21 protein-coding genes are annotated in these 22,953 nt (G+C 37.1%); 18 read left to right on the forward strand and 3 right to left on the reverse strand.

The features are described from left to right. The first annotated feature begins 209 nt into the window (after positions 1 to 209). The 18 genes from QBE53_02400 to QBE53_02485 all read left to right on the forward strand — a co-directional run bounded on the left by QBE53_02400 (position 210) and on the right by QBE53_02485 (position 20,288). Entirely contained in the window at positions 210 to 2,300 is a 2,091-nt protein-coding gene (locus QBE53_02400; protein WZL81975.1) for a beta-galactosidase, read from the forward strand. A 60-nt stretch (positions 2,301 to 2,360) separates the two neighbouring features. Next, entirely contained in the window at positions 2,361 to 2,930 is a 570-nt protein-coding gene (locus tag QBE53_02405; GenBank protein WZL81976.1) for a hypothetical protein, read from the forward strand. A gap of 29 nt (positions 2,931 to 2,959) precedes the next feature. Next, a complete protein-coding gene (locus tag QBE53_02410; protein WZL81977.1) occupies positions 2,960 to 3,901 on the forward strand; it encodes an alpha/beta hydrolase in 942 nt (313 codons plus the stop codon). A gap of 15 nt (positions 3,902 to 3,916) precedes the next feature. After that, complete coding sequence (locus tag QBE53_02415) at positions 3,917 to 5,209, forward strand: hypothetical protein (GenBank protein ID WZL81978.1); 1,293 nt, start codon at positions 3,917 to 3,919, stop codon at positions 5,207 to 5,209. A 20-nt stretch (positions 5,210 to 5,229) separates the two neighbouring features. Beyond that, positions 5,230 to 5,976: a zinc ribbon domain-containing protein gene (locus tag QBE53_02420; GenBank protein ID WZL81979.1), complete on the forward strand. Its 747-nt coding sequence runs from the start codon at positions 5,230 to 5,232 to the stop codon at positions 5,974 to 5,976. A gap of 112 nt (positions 5,977 to 6,088) precedes the next feature. After that, a complete protein-coding gene (trpB, locus tag QBE53_02425) occupies positions 6,089 to 7,282 on the forward strand; it encodes a tryptophan synthase subunit beta (GenBank protein WZL81980.1) in 1,194 nt (397 codons plus the stop codon). A gap of 46 nt (positions 7,283 to 7,328) precedes the next feature. After that, a complete protein-coding gene (locus QBE53_02430; protein WZL81981.1) occupies positions 7,329 to 7,898 on the forward strand; it encodes a glycerol-3-phosphate responsive antiterminator in 570 nt (189 codons plus the stop codon). A 99-nt stretch (positions 7,899 to 7,997) separates the two neighbouring features. Continuing rightward, positions 7,998 to 9,017: a LacI family DNA-binding transcriptional regulator gene (locus tag QBE53_02435; protein ID WZL81982.1), complete on the forward strand. Its 1,020-nt coding sequence runs from the start codon at positions 7,998 to 8,000 to the stop codon at positions 9,015 to 9,017. A gap of 171 nt (positions 9,018 to 9,188) precedes the next feature. Beyond that, positions 9,189 to 10,514 carry an ABC transporter substrate-binding protein gene (locus tag QBE53_02440; GenBank protein WZL81983.1) on the forward strand — a complete coding sequence of 442 codons (1,326 nt, stop codon included), beginning with the start codon at positions 9,189 to 9,191 and terminating at the stop codon, positions 10,512 to 10,514. 92 nt (positions 10,515 to 10,606) lie between these two features. Next, entirely contained in the window at positions 10,607 to 11,647 is a 1,041-nt protein-coding gene (locus QBE53_02445) for a sugar ABC transporter permease (GenBank protein WZL81984.1), read from the forward strand. Next, on the forward strand, positions 11,647 to 12,504 hold the full coding sequence (locus QBE53_02450) for a carbohydrate ABC transporter permease (GenBank protein ID WZL81985.1): 858 nt from the start codon (positions 11,647 to 11,649) through the stop codon (positions 12,502 to 12,504). The genes QBE53_02445 and QBE53_02450 overlap by 1 nt, the downstream gene beginning before the upstream one ends. 18 nt (positions 12,505 to 12,522) lie before the next feature. Next, a complete protein-coding gene (locus QBE53_02455) occupies positions 12,523 to 14,199 on the forward strand; it encodes an alpha-glucosidase (GenBank protein ID WZL81986.1) in 1,677 nt (558 codons plus the stop codon). 78 nt (positions 14,200 to 14,277) lie between these two features. Continuing rightward, positions 14,278 to 14,670, forward strand: a complete 393-nt coding sequence (locus QBE53_02460; GenBank protein WZL81987.1) for a DUF2177 family protein — start codon at positions 14,278 to 14,280, stop codon at positions 14,668 to 14,670. A 103-nt stretch (positions 14,671 to 14,773) separates the two neighbouring features. After that, the gene (locus QBE53_02465) at positions 14,774 to 15,622 is read left to right on the forward strand and encodes a transporter substrate-binding domain-containing protein (GenBank protein ID WZL81988.1); all 849 of its coding nucleotides are present in this window, start codon (positions 14,774 to 14,776) and stop codon (positions 15,620 to 15,622) included. A gap of 9 nt (positions 15,623 to 15,631) precedes the next feature. Beyond that, positions 15,632 to 16,342 carry an amino acid ABC transporter permease gene (locus QBE53_02470; GenBank protein WZL81989.1) on the forward strand — a complete coding sequence of 237 codons (711 nt, stop codon included), beginning with the start codon at positions 15,632 to 15,634 and terminating at the stop codon, positions 16,340 to 16,342. Further along, positions 16,326 to 17,150 (forward strand): amino acid ABC transporter ATP-binding protein, encoded by an 825-nt coding sequence (locus tag QBE53_02475; protein ID WZL81990.1) that lies wholly within the window; start codon positions 16,326 to 16,328, stop codon positions 17,148 to 17,150. The genes QBE53_02470 and QBE53_02475 overlap by 17 nt, the downstream gene beginning before the upstream one ends. Before the next feature lie 63 nt (positions 17,151 to 17,213). Continuing rightward, a complete protein-coding gene (locus QBE53_02480; protein WZL81991.1) occupies positions 17,214 to 19,520 on the forward strand; it encodes an S-layer homology domain-containing protein in 2,307 nt (768 codons plus the stop codon). A gap of 21 nt (positions 19,521 to 19,541) precedes the next feature. After that, positions 19,542 to 20,288, forward strand: coding sequence for an NYN domain-containing protein (locus tag QBE53_02485; GenBank protein WZL81992.1), 747 nt, complete (start codon positions 19,542 to 19,544; stop codon positions 20,286 to 20,288). A 69-nt stretch (positions 20,289 to 20,357) separates the two neighbouring features. Here the strand turns inward: QBE53_02485 and QBE53_02490 are convergent, their stop codons facing one another. The 3 genes from QBE53_02490 to QBE53_02500 are packed head-to-tail and all read right to left on the reverse strand — an operon-like array spanning position 20,358 to position 22,860. Further along, positions 20,358 to 21,170 carry a MetQ/NlpA family ABC transporter substrate-binding protein gene (locus tag QBE53_02490; GenBank protein WZL81993.1) on the reverse strand — a complete coding sequence of 271 codons (813 nt, stop codon included), beginning with the start codon at positions 21,168 to 21,170 and terminating at the stop codon, positions 20,358 to 20,360. 18 nt (positions 21,171 to 21,188) lie between these two features. Further along, a complete protein-coding gene (locus QBE53_02495) occupies positions 21,189 to 21,851 on the reverse strand; it encodes an ABC transporter permease (protein ID WZL81994.1) in 663 nt (220 codons plus the stop codon). Further along, the gene (locus QBE53_02500; protein WZL81995.1) at positions 21,841 to 22,860 is read right to left on the reverse strand and encodes an ATP-binding cassette domain-containing protein; all 1,020 of its coding nucleotides are present in this window, start codon (positions 22,858 to 22,860) and stop codon (positions 21,841 to 21,843) included. The genes QBE53_02495 and QBE53_02500 overlap by 11 nt, the downstream gene beginning before the upstream one ends. Positions 22,861 to 22,953 lie beyond the last annotated feature (93 nt).

Raw genomic sequence — 22,953 nt, forward strand, 5'->3', positions numbered from 1 at the left:
GATATCATCCTTTCCCAAACAATCAAATCATAATGAACGTATAATATAGATTATATCTTTATAATAGCACAAAAAGAGAGGACCGTTAATTTTATTTTCTGAAGTTGTTTGACAATACTGCATAGATTTTATATGATGTTTTGATACTAAGGTTTGATATTAAGTTATAAAATAATACATGGACAAATGCAAAAAGAGAGGATAGGCTAATGATTAATTATGGATATACATCAAAATACTTTACTCGAGATAATCAACCATGGTTTCCGATCATGGGGGAATTTCATTATTCAAGATATCCAAAGCAATATTGGAAAGAATCCCTATATAAGATGAAAGCTGGCGGTGTGGATGTTGTGTCTACTTATACGTTTTGGATTCATCATGAAGAAGTTCAAGGGGAGTATGAATTTTTTGGGAACAAAGACTTGCGTAGCTTTGTTAAAGCGTGTAAGGAATGCGATATAAAATTGTTCTTGCGCATTGGCCCATGGTGTCATGGAGAAGTGCGTAATGGTGGTTTTCCTGATTGGATGCTTGAACAAGGGTTTGAGCCAAGAACCAATGATTCGAATTATTTTGCACAAGTACATCGTTTTTATTCAAAAATTTACGAACAAGTGCAGGGGCTTTTTCATCAAGATGGAGGACCGATTATCGGCGTACAAATTGAAAATGAATATGGGCACTGTAACGGACTCACAGGAGAAGCAGGAGAAAATCACATGAAAACCCTGACAACGATGGCAAAAGACATTGGGTTTGTTGTGCCTTATTATACGGCAACAGGTTGGGGTGGTGCGGTAACTGGAGGTTTGATTCCGGTGATGGGTGGCTATTGTGAAGCTCCATGGGATCAACGTTTAACCAAGATAGAGCCTAGTGGAAACTATATATTTACACATGAACGCAACGACCAAAATATCGGTAGCGATTTTGGGTTTGGGACAGGGATTACCTTTGATATCCATAAGTTTCCTTATCTAACTGCGGAGCTTGGCGGAGGGTTGCAAGTGACACACCATCGGCGCCCGGTGGCCTTAGCAAAAGACATCGGAGCGATGTCGCTGACTAAGTTGGGCAGTGGAGTCAATCTCCTAGGATACTACATGTATCATGGAGGTACAAATCCCAAAGGGAAGCTTAGTTCCTTGCAAGAATCTAGAGCGAATGGGGAGGTCAATGATTATCCGGAATTAAACTATGATTTTCACACTGCGATCCGCGAGTATGGGCAGATGTCAGACACGTTAAAGGAATTGAAGCTATATACGATGTTCATTAAAGATTTTGGAGAAGCGTTTTGTCATTTGCCAGCGGTTATTCCTGAAGATAACCCGTTATATCCTACTAATTACGAAGCGTTGCGTTATTCTTATCGACATGATGGCAACACAGGCTATGTCTTTGTAAATAATTACCAGAGAAGTTATACGATGGCTACGCACCAAGACGTTCGATTAAAGGTTCAGTTGGATCAAGAGACCATTGAATTTCCAAAGATTCAGGTTGCGGATGGAGCATATTTTTTCTATCCGTTTAATATGGTACTGGATAAGGAAAAAAATATTGTGCTTAAAAGTGCAACGGTATCACCACTTAGTAAGTTGGATAATGCAAAAACGATGTACATATTTTATGGGGATGCAGAACCTAATTATTGCTTGAATCAAGAAAGTGCAGAGGTGGATTTAGTCACATTAACACGAGAGGAAGCGCTTAATGCATGGAAAGTTCACCTTGACCAGGAGTATTTGATTATTACTGAGGCGAATGTTGTTCCAATGGATGATGGTATACATTTATTTGGTGAAAATGTCGTTGAATTTACATGCTATCCTGCGCTATCCAAAGTACCTCAAGGTTTTATAGAGGTACAAAGTGAAAAAAACCATAGTGTCTATCAAAAAAACACGTTGGAATCAGCAAAGCTTCCCTTAGTCAACATAGTTGATTTAGAAAAAACAAGTGAAACATGCGAATATAAAATCACTTTAGAATATGAAAAAAACAGCTCAGAACTTGAAGACTACTTTTTACAACTAACATATGATGGGGACCAAGCAGCCATTTATCTTGAGGGTGAAAAAGTAGCGGATCATTATTATATGGGTGAACCAATGGAAATAAGTTTACGACGCTTTGGTTTTCCTAGAGAGATTGTTATGAAAGTCACTGCACTAAGCGCGGATGCCAAAGTCTATCTTGAGCACTGGCCGCCGATGGTCGAAGGTCAAGCCTGTCAACTACGCAAGGTAGATATACAGATGGAATTTAACCATATTTTGTCTTTTTCTTAAGTTGTAAGTCATGCTATAATATAAGGAGAATATAATATCCTCTGAGGATAGGTGATGGCGATGAAAGAGAAGGAGTTAAAAGAGTTATATCGATATAATGAAGCCACGTCAAGTTATCATGTAGATATAACTCTTGATTTGTATAGAGATGTCTATAGTGAGTGGGATTATTCACCTTTTACAAATCGAGATTTAGATGATGATTTATTAGACTATCTTATGGAATGTTCCTATGAGATTGGATTATCGCGTCGACTGGTGGTATCGTTTCACTTGCCTTATGCACTCATTGACGCTAAAAAAGAAGCGCGTAGTATTGAAGGGTTTCATCATTATTTTTCATACAGGATTCGAAAATTAAAAGGCGAGCAAATGCGCCAAATTCGCAATACACTTATGCTCACCGTTATTGGTGTAGCCTTACTTGTATTTGCGTATTTCTTGGAAGGTACATTTCCTGTGGATTTTTTCTCGAAAACGCTTGTAGAAGGATTATATATCGGAGCATGGGTGGCTTTGTGGGAAATCTTTACGATATGGTTTTTTAGTATTACGAAGTTAAATTACATGTTAAGGCATTATCGACGATTACAAAGTGTTGTTATTGAATATGTGTATCAGGATATCTAATTCCAACGACAGAAAGCTAGAGGGTAACCATGAAAAAAATTTATGACGTACATAAGGATTTTCGTTCAGCATTGTTTTTGACAACACCCACAAATTGGATTGCAGTCTGCTGGATTCGAATGTTGTATAAGTTGGGATGGTATTTTTATAACAAGCATAAAGAAGTCCGGGTTACAGGGTATAAGATTGCCAGTACAGATGGAAAAAAAATAAAAGTACATGTCTATGAGCCGCCGGTTACGGTTAAAGAAAATCCGTGCCTGATTTATTATCATGGTGGTGGGTTTATGTTGTCGATATCGCCAAGAATGCGCCGAAGAATGGAAGAGTATGCCATAGAAGCCGGATGTATCGTTGTCCTTGTTGATTATCGAGTGATGCCTTTGCATAGGTATCCAAAAGCCATTGAAGATGCATATTCAGCACTAACATGGGTTGAAGAACATGCCCAGATGTTAAAGGTTGATATGGATAAGTTGGCTTTGGCAGGAGACAGCGCAGGTGGATTTTTAACAAGTATGACTACCCATAGAGCTGTAAAAAATGGAGGACCAAAGATAATAACACAACTTTTGATTTATCCTGTTATCGATAATAAGATGACAAGCGAATCTATGCGGGAGTACATAGACACACCGATTTGGAATGCCAAAAAAAACAAGGAAATGTGGAGAAAATATCTAAAAACGCTGAACAAAGGAGAGTATTTTGTGACGCCCTTGGACTATGAGGTGAATGCAGATTTTCCAAAGACGTATATTGAAGTTGCCCAATATGACTGCTTAAAAGATGAAGCAGTTGAATATGGACAAAAATTGAAAGCATCAGGAATACATGTAATAACAAAAGAAGTTAAAGGTGGAATTCATGGATATGATAACTTTGAGTTTAGCCCGGTCATACAAGAGTTAATGAAAGAGCGTGTGTTATATTTAAGAAAGATATATAATCATGCGGATACGATAGATTAGGAAATGAGTGAGTATATGCGAAAGAAAAAGAAAAAGGCATGGTATAAACTGGATAATGCAGGAAAATTATATCCATCAATAGCCTCGACCCGAAGGTCAACGGTTTTTCGCCTTTCAGCCAAATTAAGCGAGGATATATCTCCTGAGAGTTTACAAATAGCCCTTGAGAACACGATTGAACGCTTTCCATATTACAAGGTGAATTTAAAAAAAGGAATGTTTTGGTATTACTTTGAAGAAGTGCGCCATGTGCCAAAGATACAAAAGGAGACCCACTATCCGTGTATGTTCTTAAAGTTTACGAAGAAAAAAACATTCCCTTTTCGTGTACTTTATTATAAACACTATATACACTTTGAGATATCCCATAGTGTTGCTGATGGAACCGGGGCTATGAGTTTTTTTAAAACCCTTCTGATACAGTATATGAAAGTGCATTATGGAATTTATTGTAAGCGGCTGGAGGGAGCCAAGGATGTTCATAAAAAGCCGCATCCTCAAGAAAGTGAAGATGCGTTTAAACGCTATTATGATCCGAGTATTCCGGTGCCAAGTCGCAATAAAAAAGCTATGCATTTTCCGTTTCCGCTTGTTGAAAAAGGGCGCTATATCTTTTTGACAGGAATTGTTCCGGTAAAAAAATTAAAAGAATTGTCCAAAGCATATTCGTGTACCATTACGCAGTTTATTACAGCGTTGTATTTTGAAGCGATTCAAGACTATGTAAATCAGACAAAAACATTGCAAAAACACCAAAAAGATAAGCGGATTGTGATTAATATTCCAGTCGATTTGCGCCAGCTATTTCCTTCGCAATCAATGAAAAATTTTTTTGTCAGTTTAACGCCGGAGATTGATTTGCGACTGGGAACATATACTTTAGAAGAGCTCATTGCTTATCTAAAAGGATATATGCAATTACATTATACGAAAAAAAATGTGAGTCGATATATTACTCGAAATGTAAAAAATGAACGGATATTATTTGTCCGTGCATTACCTTTATATTTTAAAAATTTGATTATGCCATATATCTATGTAAAATATGGTGAAAAAGGATATACGACCAGTGTGTCAAATCTTGGCTTAGTGCGCTTACCTGACGAAATTCAACCTTATGTCGAAGCGATTGAATTTTATCCGGCGCCCAGCGAGGTCAATAAGATCAAGATGTGTCTTTGTTCATACAAAGACCATTGCTATATTAGTTTTGGCAAGACAATCAATTCGACAGAAATAGAAAAAATATTCTTTAGAAAATTACGTAAGCTAGGTGTGCCGATTCGTATTGAGACAAATCAAGACTAAAAATGTGAAGGAGTGAGAATATGGCCTATTGTCCAAAGTGTGGTGTGGAAGTCGATGACACGGTAAAAAGCTGTCCATTGTGTCAGTTTCCAATTCCAGATGTCCATGCCTTTGATGAACAAAGTCCCTATAAAAAAGATGAAACCTTGGAAATTCTAAAAAAATATCCTCAGGCATATAACATATATCAAGATTATCGTTTAAAAGTCAAAAACCAAATCTTTTTTGCAGTATTGATTGTTTTTGTCAGTGCAATTGTCATTATGTCAATGATCAAATTTTTCTATCCGGTGAGTGAACCTATATTACGGGTTGTGTTGGTTATTACTATATCACTGGTATTTTACGTGTTTTTCCTTTTTGGATATTTACGTCCCTTTTTAAACATTACAGGGGTCTTTATGACGACGTTATATCTTTCCTATGCATTAGCAAGACTCAGCGGAGGTCAGGCATGGTTTTTAGATTATGCATTGCCCCTGAATGTTTTAGCGTATATCAGTGTTCTCTCTGCATATTATATGTATAAAAAATCGAAAAATAAACGCCATTTTGGATTTTTCCCAACCTTTATTATTCTAACCATTGCTATCTTATGTATAGGAATTGATGCAGTCGTATCCATGAATATCCACGAGACAATTCGCTTATCATGGTCGATCATTGTAGCTGTCGGATGCTTGTCCGTGGCTATAATCCTACGCATTGTGACAAGAAGCTTAACAGAGAATATGAAAGAGGTCATTCGAAGGCGTCTACATTTATAAATGCGGTAAAAGTGCAGAGGTTGATTGGTTTATGGAATGAACCTTTTATTGAATATAACGCGGTGATGTGATAAAATGAAGAAAAAATTTAACGATGTAGGAGGATCAGCTTATGCCACATGAATTTGGAAGGTTCGGAGGACAATATGTTCCTGAACCGGTTATACAAGCACTTAAAGAACTGGAAGTAGCATATGATGAAGCAATCCAAGATGTTGAGTTCATCAAAGAATATAAGTACTATATGAAAGACTATGTTGGACGAGAAAACCCACTCTATTATGCACAAAACCTAACGAAGCGCTTAGGTGGAGCTAAGATATATCTAAAACGAGAAGATCTAAATCATACAGGCGCACATAAGATTAATAACGCTATCGGGCAGATTCTCCTAGCCAAACGTATGGGCAAGAAAAAAGTCATCGCAGAGACCGGTGCCGGACAACATGGAGTAGCAACGGCGACAGCTGCGGCATTGTTTGATATGGAATGTGAGATTTTTATGGGCGCAGAAGATATGCAACGACAAGCGCTTAACGTCTTTCGTATGGAGCTTTTAGGTGCAAAAGTTGTATCGGTAACTTCGGGAACGCAGACGTTAAGTGATGCAGTAGATGCTGCCATAACATATTGGGTTGAAAATGTTGAAGATACATTTTACTTGTTAGGATCAGCAGTTGGCCCACATCCCTACCCGACCATGGTGCGTGAATTCCAAAAAATAATTGGAGAAGAAGCATTGGAACAAATTCAACAAAAAGAAGGGCGCTTGCCGGATTACTGTATAGCTTGTGTTGGCGGAGGAAGTAATGCCATTGGGTTGTTTAGCGCATTTGTTCCACATGCATCGGTAAAACTTATTGGGGTAGAAGCTGCTGGCTTAGGTGTAGATACAGATAAACATGCTGCGACTATGGCAAAGGGAAAAGAAGGTGTTATTCATGGAATGAACACCATATTTATTCAAGATGAAAATGGTGGAATTAGTCCGGTGTATTCGATTTCAGCAGGATTGGACTATCCTGGCGTAGGACCGGAACATGCCTATCTAAAAGATCAAGGGCGTGCAGAGTATGTTTCAGTCACAGACGAAGAAGCGGTCAAGGCTTTGTTGTATCTATCACAGGTAGAAGGAATTATTCCTGCAATCGAAAGTTCCCATGCAATTGCACATGTTATAAAATTTGCGCCAACGCTTGGACAAGAGCAAGTTATTATTGTCAATGTGTCAGGACGTGGAGACAAAGATGTTCAAGCTGTTGAGCAATATATTCAAAAACATCATTTAGCAATTCGTCAAAAATAGATATTTGCGAAAAGATGTAAAACATAAGGAAGGCCGGGGTTAATAGGTGGAAAAAACAACCGAAGTGAATAAGATCCTTGATAATCCAATTATCGCAGCAGTATCAGATGGTGAGGGCATACAAGCGGCGATACAATCGCCATGTGATGTGGTTTTTTTACTTGAATGCAATATTTTTAATGTGGGAAAGTGGGTAAGCCAGCTTCAAAGTGCAGGTAAAATTGTGTGCTTACATGTGGATCTGATTAAGGGGATTGCACATGATAGCATTGGATTAGAATATATAAAAGAAGTCGTCGGTGCAGATGGAATCATTACAACTAAAGCATCCATGATTCGACGGGCAAAAGACTTGGCGTTGATTACGGTGCAACGCGTGTTTGTGCTGGATTCTAAATCCATTGATATGGGGGTTCGTACCATAAAAGAAAATAAACCCGATATCGTTGAAATTATGCCAGGTGTTATGCCAAAAGCCATTCGTCGAATGGCTCAGACTGTGTCGGCGCCTATCATTGCCGGCGGCTTGATTGATCAAAAAGAGGAGATTATTCAGTTGTTAGATGCAGGAGCCATGGCGGTATCAACAAGTTGTGAGAAACTATGGTATCAATAAAGGGTTGAATGAACATCGTATGACCTTAATGCTGTAACGGGTTGCCTGAAAAGGAATGATACGTTATGATATTAACGATAAAATGAATGAGGTGATCGGTTGATTACAATAAAAGAAATGGCGCAAATCATTGGCGTAAGCCCGACAACGGTTTCAAACGTTATCCGTGGAAAAACGAAAGAAGTGTCACCAGAATTAGCAAAAAAAATACAAAAAGTCGTTGAAGAACACAATTATGTACCGAATCGTTCAGCGATCAATTTGGCAAAAAATAACTCAAATGTTATTGGTTTTGTCATGAGTACAAAATCCGTTCTCTACAACAATATGGTACAGGACTTTTTTACCGGGGAGCTCATTGGAGCTCTTGAGATTGGTGTGCGCAAACATGGGTATTTTTTGATGATTTACAGTTCGGATGATATGGAAGAGATTCGCAGTTTTGTATCGTCTTGGAATATTGATGGAATTGTTGCTCTAGGTTTTAGTTATGAAAAAGCGCAAATACTCAAAGATGTCTATAAAAAACCACTGGTATTTATTGATGGCTATTTTTTAAATGATCAACATCAATATACCAATGTCGGTATAGAAGACTATCAAGGGGCTTTTGATATGACCAGCTATCTTATTAAAGAAGGACACCAGAAGTTTGCTTTTTTTTCAGACAATTATACAGGTGGAGATTACGCCAGATATATGGGGTTTTTGGATGCGATTAAAGCAGGGGGACTCCCTGCGGACTCAGGATATAAATATAAAGTCGAAAGAAGATTAGATGCAATCAAAAAGAGTGTGACGGATGCGGTAAGTGAACATCCGGAAGCTACAGCTTTGGTTTTTTGTTCGGACAATTATGCAGTAGCAGCAATGGGGACACTATCAGACCTTGGGTATAATATACCAAAAGATATATCGGTGGTTGGTTATGATGATGCGATAGTAGCCTCTTTTGTACGTCCAAAGCTTACGACGGTCAGACAAAGTACCGGAGATAAGGCGGATATAGCAATCAATAAACTCATCAAGATGATTAAAAATACATCAGAGAAACCAGAAAAAATTATTTTGCCAGTTACATTGCAGATAAGAGATTCTGTCAAAAAAATAGAAGCTTAGCCAAGCTTTTATTTTTTTTGAAGAAACCTTTTGCGAAAAAGTTACATACAAAAGTAAAAAAATAGAAAAAATACTTGTGCATTTAATATAAAAGTGCTAAAATCATAACTGTAGATATAACTTATGCGCAAAAGTTAATAACGAAATCAATTTATTTAGGGAGGATTCACCATGAAAAGATTAATGTCAGTACTATTACTTGTATCTATGCTTGTTGTTATGGCAGGATGTGGAAGTGATACAACACAATCAAACAACGAGGATACTTCAGGACAGGAACAAACAGCAGAGAAAGATAATGATACCGATGAACAAAGTAGTAAGGATGCATCGATTCGAATTATTAATGGAAAAATCGAGATTGATGGTGCTCTACAAAAATATGCGAAGGCATATGAAGAACAAACTGGGGTAGAGGTTATTATTGAGTCAATTGGTGGAGGTGCAGATATTGGTGCAACCATTAAGGGATATTTTGCGGCAGGTAATATGCCGGACATTTTTGTGTTTGGTGGCGAAGGTGAGTTTTTAACTTGGGAAGAACATATGGAAGATTTGAGCAATGAAACTTGGGCAGAAGATACGGCTGTTGCTTATAAAACTCCAGATGGTAAAGTTGTAGGATTCCCATATGCAGTAGAAGGATATGGGTTAACATACAACAAAGATATCCTTGAAGCAGCAGGAGTTGATCCAAGCAGTTTGACAAATATCAACGCATATCAAGAAGCTTTTGAAAAAATCGAAGGGATGAAAGACGAGCTTGGATTGACAGCAGTTGTTTCGATGGCAGCTGAAGCCGGTCAGATGTACTGGTCAACAGGAAACCATAACTTTGGAACTTATTTATCTACAGGATTAGAACAAGGCGATACAACATATATTGATATGTTGAAAAATGGTGAAATTGATACAGAGCGAATGACTCAATATGGAAAATTCGTAAAAATGCTTTTTGACTATTCAGATAAAAGCACATTACTTAGTGGAACATATGATGATCAATTAGCATTGTGGGCACAAGGTAAAACAGCCTTTGTACATCAAGGGAACTGGATTGATCCTTCTCTACCAGATTATGGTGTTGAATTTGCAATGGGAATTTCACCATTAGCATTTATGGAAGAAGATACCGATGGTATTTTGGCGGATGCTCCATCTTGGTGGGCTGTCTATAATAACGGTGAGTATGTTCAAGAAGCAAAAGATTTCCTTGAAAGCCTTGCAACAACAGAAGCAGGTGCACAGTGTCTTGTCGTTGATGCTGGAATGATTTCTCCATTCCAATCAACAACAATTGAACCGGTATCTCCGCTTGCTATTAACTTAATGGGATGGGTTCAAGAAGGAAAAACTTATTCATGGCAATGGGCAAAAATGCCTGAAGGATTTGCTATGAATGATTTAGGACCCGTGTTCGAAGCGTATGCACGAGGCGATGTTGATGTAGATGGTTTTGTAGAATTAATGGAAAGCGCCATTGGAACTTTAAAATAAACGTTATAATATAAAAGGAACATCTCCGATGATATTGTAAAACAATGTTGTGGAGATTTTCCTTTATATAAAAGAATGAAAGGAAGTTTTTCATGGATATCAATATACAAAGACGCAGTTCTATCGCAATAATTGCTTTGGGCATTGTAAGTGTTGTGGTGGCAATGATTCTCAACTTTGGTGGTGGGCAAGAAGACTATCGAGGGTATCTACTTATAGGAGGTCTGTTGCTATGTATGGGAGGATTATATGTTTTGCCAACCAGAAAACATAGACAAATTATCAATGTTTTATTTCTCCTACCTCTTTTATTTGCATTTACATTTACAGTGATTATCCCGTTTGTTTTTGGAGTGTTCTATTCGTTTACAGATTGGAATGGTATCAAATTTGATCAGTTTGTGGGATTAGAAAACTATATTACAATGTTCACGTCTCAAGACTATGTTTATTCTTTGCTCATTACGATCGTATTTGCAACGATTAATATATTGTTGGTCAATTTTGTGGCGTTGTCATTGGCACTGCTATGTACTTCAAAAATAAAAGGAAGAAATTTTTATCGAGCGGCATTTTTTGTGCCGAATCTAATCGGTGGAATTGTGCTTGGTTATGTTTGGCAGTTTATTTTCAATAAAGTATTTACATCATTAATTGAAGGAAGTATGTCAATGTTAACAGATCCAAATCTTGCCATTTTAGCCATTATTCTAGTGAGCAGTTGGCAATATGCAGGATACATTATGATGATTTATGTGACAGGACTTCAAGGCGTTCCACGAGATGTGCTAGAAGCCTCGAGTGTTGATGGAGCCAATAGTTTGGTTACTTTATTTAAGATTAAGATTCCGATGATTGCTAATACGTTCACTGTATCTATCTTTTTAACGTTAGTCAATTCGTTTAAACAGTTTGACTTGAACCTGGCAATTACCAATGGAGGGCCCAGTCGAATATTAAATGGTTTTTCGATTTTATCAACGGAGTTTTTGGCGCTCAATATTTATAAAACAGCCATTTCTAAAAATCAATATGCCTTGGGGCAAACCAAAGCGGTTGTATTTTTTATTCTTTTGGCCATAGTGTCGTTAACCCAAGTGGTGATTAGTAAAAAAAGAGAGGTGGAAATGTAATGCGTTCACAGATAATCAAACGAAATATCATGGAAGTGTTGACCATCGTCTTAATGCTGGTTTTCTTGTTTCCCTTTGTGCTTGTTGTCATTAATTCAGCTAAAAAAAGTAGTGAAATTGTTATTAGTCCGATTAGCCTTCCTACGCAATGGGGCCAACTCTTTGTGAATATGGGCAATGTGATTAACAATCAAAATTTTAACTATTGGAATTCATTTTTTAGTTCAGTATTGATTACATTGGTTTCTTTATTCGTCATTACTTTATTTTCCAGTATGGCAGCATGGATTTTAGTGCGCAATAAAACAAAATGGTCGGATACAATTTTCCTCATCCTCGTTGCTGCGATGATTATTCCGTTTCAGGTGGTTATGCTTCCTCTCTTATCTACATTTCGTGAGATTTCAGATTTTACAGGGATACGATTACTTCAAAGTTATAAAGGGATTGTATTTGCATATTTAGGGTTTGGTGGATCGATGTCGGTATTTATTTTGCATGGTTTTATCAAAAGCATTCCATATTCCCTGGAAGAAGCAGCGCGTATTGATGGGTGTAAGCCGGAGCAAACATTTTTTCATGTTATTATGCCTTTATTAAAGCCGATTCAGATGACAGTACTTATTTTAAATGGGATTTGGATATGGAATGACTTTTTACTTCCTTCGCTTATGCTTGGACTCAATGGAAAAATAAAAACATTGCCTGTCGCGGTGACAAGCTTTGTAGGATCATATGTTAAACAATGGGATCTTATATTGACAGCTGCTTTTTTAGCTATGATTCCCATTATCATACTTTTCTTATTTGCACAAAAACAGATTATTCAGGGAATGGTAGAAGGTGCTATTAAGTAAACTGAAGGAGACATAATAATGAAGAACATTAATAGAGCATGGTGGAAAGAAGCGGTGGTATATCAAATTTATCCGAGAAGTTTTATGGATAGTGATGGGGATGGAATTGGAGATTTACAGGGGATTATACATCGGCTGGATTATTTGTGTGACTTAGGTGTTGATGTCCTTTGGCTATCGCCGGTATATGATTCACCCAATGCGGATAATGGATATGATATACGTGATTATAAAAAAATCATGCAAGAGTTTGGAACCATGGATGACTTTGACATGTTGTTGGAAAAAGCACATCAAAAAGGGTTGAAAATTATGATGGATTTAGTGGTAAACCATACATCAGATGAACATGCATGGTTTACGCAAAGCCGAGAAAGTCGAGAAAATAAGTATCGAGAATACTATATTTGGAGACAAGGTCAACCCAGTGGATTAGAGCCTAATAATTGGGGGTCTTGTTTTAGTGGATCGGCGTGGCAATATGACGAAAAGACAGAAATGTTTTATTTGCATTTATTTTCTAAAAAGCAGCCGGACCTTAATTGGGAAAATGCACAATTGCGTCAGTCGATATATGAGATGATGCGTTGGTGGTGCGAAAAAGGTGTTGACGGATTTCGTATGGATGTGATTAATATGATTTCTAAAGATACAGAGTTTCCTGATGGAGAAACCAAGCAGGGATTATTTGGTGATTTTTCGCCTTATGCAATCAATGGACCAAGAGTGCATGAATATTTACAAGAAATGCATGAAAATGTTTTAGCGCACTATGATATAATGACAGTTGGAGAGACACCGAATGTAACGGTTGAAGAAGCAAAAAAATATGCGGGAGAAACCGCGAAAGAGCTTAATATGATTTTTCAGTTTGAACATGTTGAATATGGTGGAGAGATTGGAAAATGGACCGACAAAAAAATTGCGCTTCCAAAGTTAAAGCAGATATTATCAAAGTGGCAAGTTGCCTTAGAAAATCAGGCGTGGAATAGTCTATATTGGAATAATCATGATCAACCAAGAGCGGTTTCGCGCTTTGGAGATGACAGACCACAATTTCGAGCAGTTTCAGCCAAAATGTTAGCTACATGCTTGCATTTTATGAAAGGGACACCTTATATCTATCAAGGTGAGGAAATAGGAATGACAAATTATCCGTTTTCCCGCATTGATCAATTTGAAGATATCGAAAGTATCAACGCCTATAAGGAAATCGTAGGTAATGGCTTGCTTGAACATGATCAAATGATGGCATACCTTCGATTTAAAAGTCGCGACAATGCTCGAACACCTATGCAGTGGGATGGAAGTAAATATGGTGGTTTTTCTACAAAAAAACCATGGTTACCTGTAAACCCAAATAAAGATACGGTTAATGTTGACAGAGAATCTAATAACCAGGATTCGGTGTATCATTATTATAAGAAAATATTAAAGCTGAGAAAATGTCATGATATTATAGTGTATGGAACATATATATTGTTGGAAGAAATGCATGAACAGCTTTATGTATATAAAAGACAGTGGGAGGACGAGGAATTATTGGTAATCTGCAATTTTTCAGAAGAAAACCTTGAATATGCCTTGCCCAAACCCTTTGAAAAAGGTGAAATTCTTCTAGCAAATTATAATCGAACTCAATTAGAGCAAACACTTAAACTAGATTCCTTTGAGGCGATGGTTATTAAGGTTTAAGCAGGTTGTGAAAAATAAAAAAAAGAGGTACAATAAACACAAGACAATTAAAGTCGGCAAAGCGAATGGAGGGGAATTATGATTCGTAATTTTTTTATTACCTTTGCAGTGTTTATGGTTATTGATTTGATTTGGCTTGGCATTATTGCAAAAGACTTATATAGTCGACATTTAGGTTACATCATGCGCACACCACCTAATTGGATAGCAGCCATCGGATTTTATATTATATTTATCCTTGGATTAATGTTTTTCGCATTGTATCCGGCATTGGATAAAGAGGCGATACGCTATGCGTTTTTGTATGGAGCTTTTTTCGGATTTGTTGCATATGCTACATATGACTTGACAAACCTGGCGACACTAAAAGATTGGCCGATTCTTATTACAGTGATTGACTTGACTTGGGGAACGGTATTGGGTGGTATGACAACAGCGCTTTCCTTTCTGATTATACGATTTTTCAATTAGCGTAAATGTCTGATTGACAAAGACATAAATATGCTATATTATGTATTTATGCATTAAAATATATATTTATGCATAAATATTAATACAAGAGGAGAAAAAATCGATGAAGAAAATGATGATGTTTATAAGTGTATTGGCACTTGCAATTGTTGCAATGGCAGGTTGCGGTGGAGAAGAAAAAAACAATAAAGTAAAGATAATAGACATTCCTTTAACACAAGAAGAGTACGCATTTGGTGTGGATAAAGAACAACCAGAGCTATATGATGAAGTGAATGCCTTTATTGAACAAATTCAAACAGACGGAACCTATGATGAAATTTATAATAACTACTTTGGTGACGGCGAACCGGTTGCTGTAAAGTCAGCACAAATGGATGCAAGTAAAGACCAACTTATTGTTGCTACGAATGCAGCATTTGAGCCTTTTGAATATACTAAAGGTGAGAACTACTATGGAATCGACATGGAAATAGCAGCTTTACTTGCAGAGCATTTAGGAAAAGAACTTGTCATTAGCAATATGGACTTTGACGCTGTATGTTTATCTGTTGGTGAAAGCAAGGCAGACATTGCCATGGCAGGTTTAACGATTAATGAAGACCGAAAAGAATATGTTAACTTTACTATTCCATATTATAATGCGGCGCAAACACTAGTGACGATGGAAGCGGATGCAACATTTGCTGAAGCAACAACTGTTGAAGCGTTGGAAGAAGCCCTTAATGCCCTTGGTTCCGATACAAAAATCGGAGTGCAACAAGGTACAACAGCCCAATTTTACCTTGAAGGTGATGCGGACTGGGGATTTGACGGATACGATGTGGAAGTCGTGACATATAAGTCAGGAACTTTAGCCGTACAAGATATGATTAATGGCAATATTCAATACGTTGTGATTGATGAAGCGCCAGCAGGATATATTGTCGGATCTATAAATGAGTTAAATTAAGGACAGGTTATGGGAAATTTTAGTAGCAGAGTTGAAAGATTTTGGGAAATATTTTACTATAATAATGGCTATGTTAAAGTTTTAGAAGGTTTACAAAACACCGTATATATTGCGGTGGTAGGCCTTCTATTAGGTACGCTTATCGGTACGATTATTGCCAGTGTCGAAGTGTTTCCGGGTTACAGTCGTACAACACGGTTTTTCCAAAGGCTTGGAAAGTTCTATGTTGCGATGTTTCGTGGAACACCGATTGTTGTCCAATTACTTGTGTCCTATTACGTATTGCTGCCGATTCTAGGTCTAAACATTCCTTCAATTAATGTATGTGTTTTGGTGTTTGGATTTAACAGTGGGGCATATGTGTCAGAAATCATGCGCGGCGGAATTATGTCGGTTGATTCGGGGCAAATGGAAGCAGGACGAGCGGTAGGTCTAAGCTACAGCGTCACATTGGTTAAGATTGTTGTACCTCAGGCGATTAAAAACATTTTGCCGACACTTGGAAATGAGTTCATTTCACTCATTAAAGAGACTTCTGTAGTAAGTTTTGTTGGTGCAGCAGACTTATATGTTGCATTTAACTATATTGGAACAAATAGCTATGAATTTATGGTTCCTTATCTAGTTATGGCTTTGATTTATATTACCTTAGTCATGATGATTGCATTTTTAATTAAACTTATGGAAAGGAGCCTTGGAAAAAGTGATCGACGTAATTAATTTAAAGAAAAACTATGGAAACTTGGAAGTATTAAAAGATATTAGTATCACCATTGAAGAAGGCGAAAAAATAGCTATTGTCGGACCATCGGGAAGTGGAAAAAGTACTTTTTTAAGATGCTTAAACTGTATGGAGGATCCGACAGCTGGGTCGATTATTTTTGAAGGTGTTGATATCGCGGATATGAAGGTGGATATTAATATCCATAGACGACATATGGGTATGGTGTTCCAACAATTTAACTTATTCAATAATAAAACAGTTATAGATAATATTATGCTGGCACCTTTATATGTTGCCAATCATGAGTTGCGAAGCCAGAAGATAAAAAATGTTGGAATTGGCATAAAGAATATTTTCCGTAAAGAGAAAATTCAACCATATAACATTACAAAAACCAAAGCACAGATTAAGAATGAAATTCGTGAGCGTGCTATGGAACTATTAAAAACTATTGGACTTGAAGACAAGGCGAATGTATACCCGTCGACGCTTTCAGGCGGACAAAAGCAAAGAATTGCCATTGTTAGAGCCTTGGCAATGAACCCAAAGGTGATTTTGTTTGATGAGCCAACATCTGCACTAGATCCAGAGATGGTTGGAGAAGTTCTTGAATTGATAAAAAAACTTGCAGATAGTGGTATGACGATGGTTATTGTAACCCATGAAATGGGATTTGCACGTGAAGTAGCAACAAAAATTCTGTTCATGGATGAAGGACAAATTAAAGAGCAAAGCCCACCGGATCAGTTCTTCTCAAACCCAACACATCCTAGAGCAAAAGAGTTTTTATCAAAAGTATTATAAAACGATTACAAATTTCGTTCTGCCTTGTTTAGCATTTGAACTAATGATATAATGGGGATAATAATGACAAATCAGAAAGGAATGGACAAAAGGATGAATGGATTAAAACGATTATTAACATTGTTGCTTGTCGTTAGTTTGACTATATCAAGTTTGACAACTTCTTTTGGTGCGACGTCGACGCCAAACATTAGTATAGAAGGAAAAGCGCAAATATTAAATACACTAGGAATACTTCGAGGAACAGGGACGGGGTATAACCTGGAAGGTAAACTTAAACGTAGTGAAGCGGCTACGTTTATTGTGCGTTTTTTAGGTGTTGAAAAAGAGGTACTTGCAGAAAGAACAGAATACAGTAATACCAACTATAGTGATGTTGCAGCAACTCAATGGTATGCTCCATATGTGGGATATTGTGATGAAGAAGGTATTATTAATGGGTACTCTGATGGAAGCTTTAAACCGGAAGCTTACTTAAGCGAAAAAGCCTTTTTGAAAATGATACTGGTAGTTTTAGGTTATGAATATGATAAGGACTTTGACTGGAATAGTGTCTATTATATGGCCTATACAAAAGGGGTTGTCCTTGATGATGACTATCGATATCGTGCAACGGACAATACGAATTATACGCGTGGTGATGTTGTTGAAACACTACATAGATCTATGCAGATTGAACACAAAAGAACTGGCGATCAGATGATTGAAACCTTTATTGAAAAAGAACTTATCAGTGAAGAACAAGCTAAAAAATTATTGTTAATGAAAGATACAGTAGATACAGAAATCGAGAAAATTGTTGCTCAAGAAGATGATGAAATTTTGGTGACGTTTAATGAACCCATCAAAGATCTTGAAGAAGATCAGATTACAATTTATCTGTCGGATGATGATGAAAAGCATCTCGAAGTTGACTCGGTTTCAGATCGTGGTGATAACACATATCGTATTCGATTAAAAGATTTACAAGAAATTGAAGAAGAATATACACTTGTGATTGCAGAAGTTTTTGATGCATATGGTAATCGTAATAACTATAGCTTGAAAAAAGAATTCCTGGGACATCGTCCAGATAATCTAGAGTCCGATTTCTTTAGAATTAGTAAAGTTGAGCAAGTAAGTAACAATGTTATTTATGTGTATTTTACGCATCCGATTAATAGTAATGCCTATCAGCCAAAGTATTATAACATCTATGAAGGAACAAAGCTTTTAATTGAAGGTGACGTAACAACAATGCAAATCAACCAATTAGCGGGAGCTAAAAATGGTGTGTCCATTTACTTGAAAAACTATATCTTTAAAGAAGAAGATATGTTTAAATTAAGTATTGATAGTGGCTTGACAAGTAGCTATGGGGTTCAACTCAATGATGGAAAAGGCGATTCAGTTACTTTTGAATCCGAAGTCGATGAAAATGAGCGCTTTGAACTTAAAGATATCGAAACCCTAAATGACTATACCATTATGCTTGAGTTTAACAAGGTACTTAATCCTGTAATTGCAGAGCAAGTATTTAGTTACTACTTAATGTTTGACGATGAATATCCAATTCGTATCACAAAAGCAGAAGTGGTTGAAAATGGGAATGTAGTATACTTAACCACTCAAGAGCGTATGTTTGATAACGATGAATTCACACTGATGATTAATCATATTACAGACACGACAAAGCAATTTGCAATTACTGAACGTGAATATGATTTTAAAGCGGATATTGATTTTGATGATGATCTTGATATCAAGAGTGTTAGTATTATTGATGGCAATACCATCAAAGTAAAATTTGACCGTGTTCTTGGACATGAATCTGCATCTGACCCAGATAACTATGTAATATGGGGAACGACGGAGACAGACTATACCGGACGTCCAATTGCGGCATATCATGAAGTCGGTAGTCAGGAAGTCAAGTTGTTCTTAGATGAAGATGACGCACTTGAAGATAGAGACCGATATGAGCTTGTTATTGTTGGAACGCTTAAAGATGCGGTGGGCAATAGTTATAAACGTGTTGATGATTATAATTTCAGACACAATCGAAGTGACGTAACAGCAACCTATATCTCAAAGGCGACAACGATTGGAAGCGATTCCATTAAAGTTGAATTCAATAAAGAGATTGCATTGGATATACCCAATATTTTGAATACAAACTATACATTATACTATTATGACAATGGTATAAAGATTGAAAAAGTTCCGACGCATGTAACATACTCCAATCCATTAACAATGGTTATGAAATTCGATTCTCTTGATTTAGATAATGAATATGAACTTACATTTGACGAGTTGGTCAATTATGGAGGCATCCGTACGACGAATAAGAATGATGGATATTCAGTAGAAGTTGAAATTGGTAAGTAAAGGGTATCGAGAGGAGAAGTTATGACCGAAAAAGATCAAAAGATCGCAGTGCTTATTGACGCAGATAATGTGTCAGATAAATATATCAAATACATTTTTGACGAAATATCCAATCATGGGACCCCGACAATTAAACGCATATATGGCGATTGGACAAAACCGAATCTTGGATCATGGAAAACAATACTTCTAGACTATTCGATTACACCGATTCAACAATATAGTTATACTGTAGGGAAAAATTCAACAGATGCAGCACTTATCATTGATGCAATGGATATACTTTATTCAGGTAATGTGGATGGATTTTGCATTGTATCGAGCGATAGTGATTTTACACGATTAGCTTCAAGATTAAGAGAAGCAGCGATGTATGTAATCGGTATGGGCGAACGAAAAACGCCCAAGCCGTTTATATCGGCCTGTGAAAAGTTCAAATATCTTGAAGTCTTGGCGAAGGAGCCGGTTAGTTCAGAGGTGCATAATCACAAGCACAATCATTCGACAAAAGATAAAAGTGGTTTTGCGGATATTAAAGGGCTGACACGTACTGTGCGACAGATTGTCTCTGATTGTTCAGATGAAGAAGGCTGGGCGTATCTTGGAGAAGTAGGAACGCGGCTGAATAAACGTTACCCGGACTTTGACGTTCGAAACTATGGACATACAAAGTTAAAACCTTTAATTCAGTCACTTAACCGTTTTGAACTCCAGTCCCAAAAGACAAGCAATCCAAGAGTAACGCATTATTACCTTCGTAACAAATGATATAAAAAGAGCTGATGCATTTGCATCAGCTCTTTTTTCATGTGCTATTTTATTTTGGTATTAAGTTGCTTAGAATTTTGGAATAACAGCACCTTCATAAGTTGTTTCAATAAAATTCTTTACAGTATCGCTTTGAAGAGCCTTAACAAGGGCTTGAATTTTTTCGCTGTCTTGAGTCCCTTCTTTTACGGCAATAATATTTCCAAAAGTTTCTGCTGCAGTGGAATCTTTGTCCTCAACGGCAAGTGCATCCGTTCCAACGCTTAGACCTGCATCAATAGCATAGTTTCCATTAATGACAGCCATATCAACATCTTGGAGAGAACGGGTTAATTGTGCTGCTTCAATTTCAAGAATGTCAATATTTTTTGGATTATCAACAATATTATTAATTGTTGCGTTTAAGCCAACGCCTTCTGTTAAGGTGATAAGACCTTGATCTTGAAGTAAGAGTAAAGCACGAGCTTCGTTAGTTGCATCGTTAGGAACAGCGATTTGAGAACCATCAGCTAAAGCATCAATTGTATCTGTTTTTCCAGGATATAGACCAAAGGGCTCATAGTGAATAATAGCTGCTGAAATGAGTTGTGCTTCATTTTCTGCATTGTATTGATCTAGATAAGGTTGATGTTGGAAAAAGTTAGCGTCAAGATCGCCGGAATCAAGGGCAACATTTGGCTGTACATAGTCTGTATACTCTATAATTTCAAGAGTATATCCATCAGCTTCAAGTTGATCTTTCACTTGCTCAAGGATTTCAGCGTGGGGTTTTGGAGTTGCACCGATTTTGATGACTTTGTCAGAGCTGTCGCCTTGACCACATCCTGCTAGAATTAAGATAAATAGTGACAAAAATGCTGCAATGCTTAGTGTTTTTTTCATGTAATAACCTCCTAATATTTAATTACTGTGATCTATATGTTTTTTCCACTTGGCACCAATTTCTTGAATAACTTGAACAATGATGACAAGAATGACAACGGTAATAATCATAAGTTCTGTTTCATAGCGATAATATCCATAGCGAATGGCGATATCACCTAAGCCACCACCGCCGACAAATCCCGCCATAGCAGAATATGCTAAAATAGTTGTTACGGCAATGGCACTGCCTAAAGCAAGTGAGGGCAATGCTTCAGGAATTAAAACTTTAAAAATAATATGCTTTGTATTGGCGCCCATGGATTGAGCGGCTTCGATAACACCGGAGTCGACTTCTTTTAAGGAACTTTCAACAAGGCGAGCAATATATGGTGCAGAAGCAATGGTTAATGGAACAATAACTGCCGTAGGTCCGATGGTGGTCCCAACGATAAAACGTGTGACAGGCATGACCCAAATTAGTAGAATAATAAAAGGAATCGAACGTAATAAGTTGACAATCAGTCCGACCACTTTGTTTAACAAAGGCATAGGAACAATTCCGTCGGTATCGGTAATCACGAGTAAGATACCCGTTGGTAGTCCAATAGCATAAGCAATCAATGATGAGACAAACGTCATATATAATGTCTCGAAAATTCCCATAGCGAGCATTTCAAGAACAACGCGATCAAAGGACATGGTCTTTTACCTCCTCATAAGATATTTTATTGGAATCGAGATAGCTAAAAATGCGGTTTCGGTTACGTTCCTGGTCAGGAAGCTGAATAATCATTTGCCCGAAAGCTTTTCCATCAATATCTTTGGTATCAGCAAAAAGGATGTTGACGCTTGTTTTACATTCGAGAATCATATTTGAGATGATGGGTTCAAAGGAAGTGCGTCCGTCAAAGATAATTCGACACTTATGCTCACCTACGAATGTATCAATATGTGTTTCATCAGAGAAAATAAGCTGGCGTGCAACTTTGGACTTAGGCTTTATAAAAATATCTTCCACTTCGCCCATTTCAACAATACGGCTTTGATCCATAATGGCAACTCGATGACATATTTCTTCGATAACATTCATCTCGTGCGTGATAATAATGACAGTAATACCCAAGTCCTTATTAATCTTTTTAAGCAAAGCAAGGATGGACTTTGTTGTCGTAGGATCAAGAGCGCTTGTTGCTTCATCACACAACAGAACATCTGGGTTTGTAGCAAGTGCTCTTGCAATGGCAACCCGTTGTTTTTGTCCTCCGGATAATTGTGCGGGATATGCTTTGGCTTTATCACTAAGACCGACAATGTCTAAAAGTTCAAAGGCCCGCTTTTTTGCTTGCTTTCTATCAATACCTGCAATTTCCATTGGGAAGCAAATATTTTCAATGGTATTTCGCTGCATCAATAAGTTGAATTGCTGGAAAATCATCCCCATGGATTGACGAACTTTCAGTAGATTTTGCTTGGGCATGGTTTCTAAGTTAAGACCATTAAAAATTACAGAGCCGGAGGTTGGTTGTTCTAAAAGGTTAATGCATCGAACGAGTGTACTTTTTCCTGCGCCACTTAACCCGATAATTCCAAAAATCTCTCCTTTTGAAATAGAAACATTAATATCGTTTAACGCTTCAACAATACCATCCTTGGTTTCGAAAGTTTTTCGAAGGTCTTTGAGTTGAATAATAGGTGCACTTTGATTCAAAAAATCACCTCAATCTAAATTTATAGTTGATAGGCATCTCATGAGAAATTTTACAGTTAAACTATAAAATCATATTAAAAATATATGTGAGAT

The sequence above is a fragment of the Vallitaleaceae bacterium 9-2 genome, from assembly GCA_038396585.1.
Taxonomy (GTDB): domain Bacteria; phylum Bacillota; class Clostridia; order Lachnospirales; family Vallitaleaceae; genus UBA1351.

What these genes read in the sequence shown, in the direction of transcription:
- QBE53_02410 (WZL81977.1), top strand. Translation starts at nt 2,960, where the DNA reads ATGAAAAAAATTTATGACGTACATAAGGATTTTCGTTCAGCATTGTTT.
- QBE53_02465 (WZL81988.1), top strand. Translation starts at nt 14,774, where the DNA reads ATGAAGAAAATGATGATGTTTATAAGTGTATTGGCACTTGCAATTGTT.
- QBE53_02460 (WZL81987.1), top strand. Translation starts at nt 14,278, where the DNA reads ATGATTCGTAATTTTTTTATTACCTTTGCAGTGTTTATGGTTATTGAT.
- QBE53_02495 (WZL81994.1), bottom strand. Translation starts at nt 21,851, where the DNA reads ATGTCCTTTGATCGCGTTGTTCTTGAAATGCTCGCTATGGGAATTTTC.
- QBE53_02485 (WZL81992.1), top strand. Translation starts at nt 19,542, where the DNA reads ATGACCGAAAAAGATCAAAAGATCGCAGTGCTTATTGACGCAGATAAT.
- QBE53_02400 (WZL81975.1), top strand. Translation starts at nt 210, where the DNA reads ATGATTAATTATGGATATACATCAAAATACTTTACTCGAGATAATCAA.
- QBE53_02445 (WZL81984.1), top strand. Translation starts at nt 10,607, where the DNA reads ATGGATATCAATATACAAAGACGCAGTTCTATCGCAATAATTGCTTTG.
- QBE53_02450 (WZL81985.1), top strand. Translation starts at nt 11,647, where the DNA reads ATGCGTTCACAGATAATCAAACGAAATATCATGGAAGTGTTGACCATC.
- QBE53_02490 (WZL81993.1), bottom strand. Translation starts at nt 21,170, where the DNA reads ATGAAAAAAACACTAAGCATTGCAGCATTTTTGTCACTATTTATCTTA.
- QBE53_02470 (WZL81989.1), top strand. Translation starts at nt 15,632, where the DNA reads ATGGGAAATTTTAGTAGCAGAGTTGAAAGATTTTGGGAAATATTTTAC.
- QBE53_02455 (WZL81986.1), top strand. Translation starts at nt 12,523, where the DNA reads ATGAAGAACATTAATAGAGCATGGTGGAAAGAAGCGGTGGTATATCAA.
- QBE53_02440 (WZL81983.1), top strand. Translation starts at nt 9,189, where the DNA reads ATGAAAAGATTAATGTCAGTACTATTACTTGTATCTATGCTTGTTGTT.
- QBE53_02405 (WZL81976.1), top strand. Translation starts at nt 2,361, where the DNA reads ATGAAAGAGAAGGAGTTAAAAGAGTTATATCGATATAATGAAGCCACG.
- QBE53_02415 (WZL81978.1), top strand. Translation starts at nt 3,917, where the DNA reads ATGCGAAAGAAAAAGAAAAAGGCATGGTATAAACTGGATAATGCAGGA.
- trpB (WZL81980.1), top strand. Translation starts at nt 6,089, where the DNA reads ATGCCACATGAATTTGGAAGGTTCGGAGGACAATATGTTCCTGAACCG.
- QBE53_02480 (WZL81991.1), top strand. Translation starts at nt 17,214, where the DNA reads ATGACAAATCAGAAAGGAATGGACAAAAGGATGAATGGATTAAAACGA.
- QBE53_02420 (WZL81979.1), top strand. Translation starts at nt 5,230, where the DNA reads ATGGCCTATTGTCCAAAGTGTGGTGTGGAAGTCGATGACACGGTAAAA.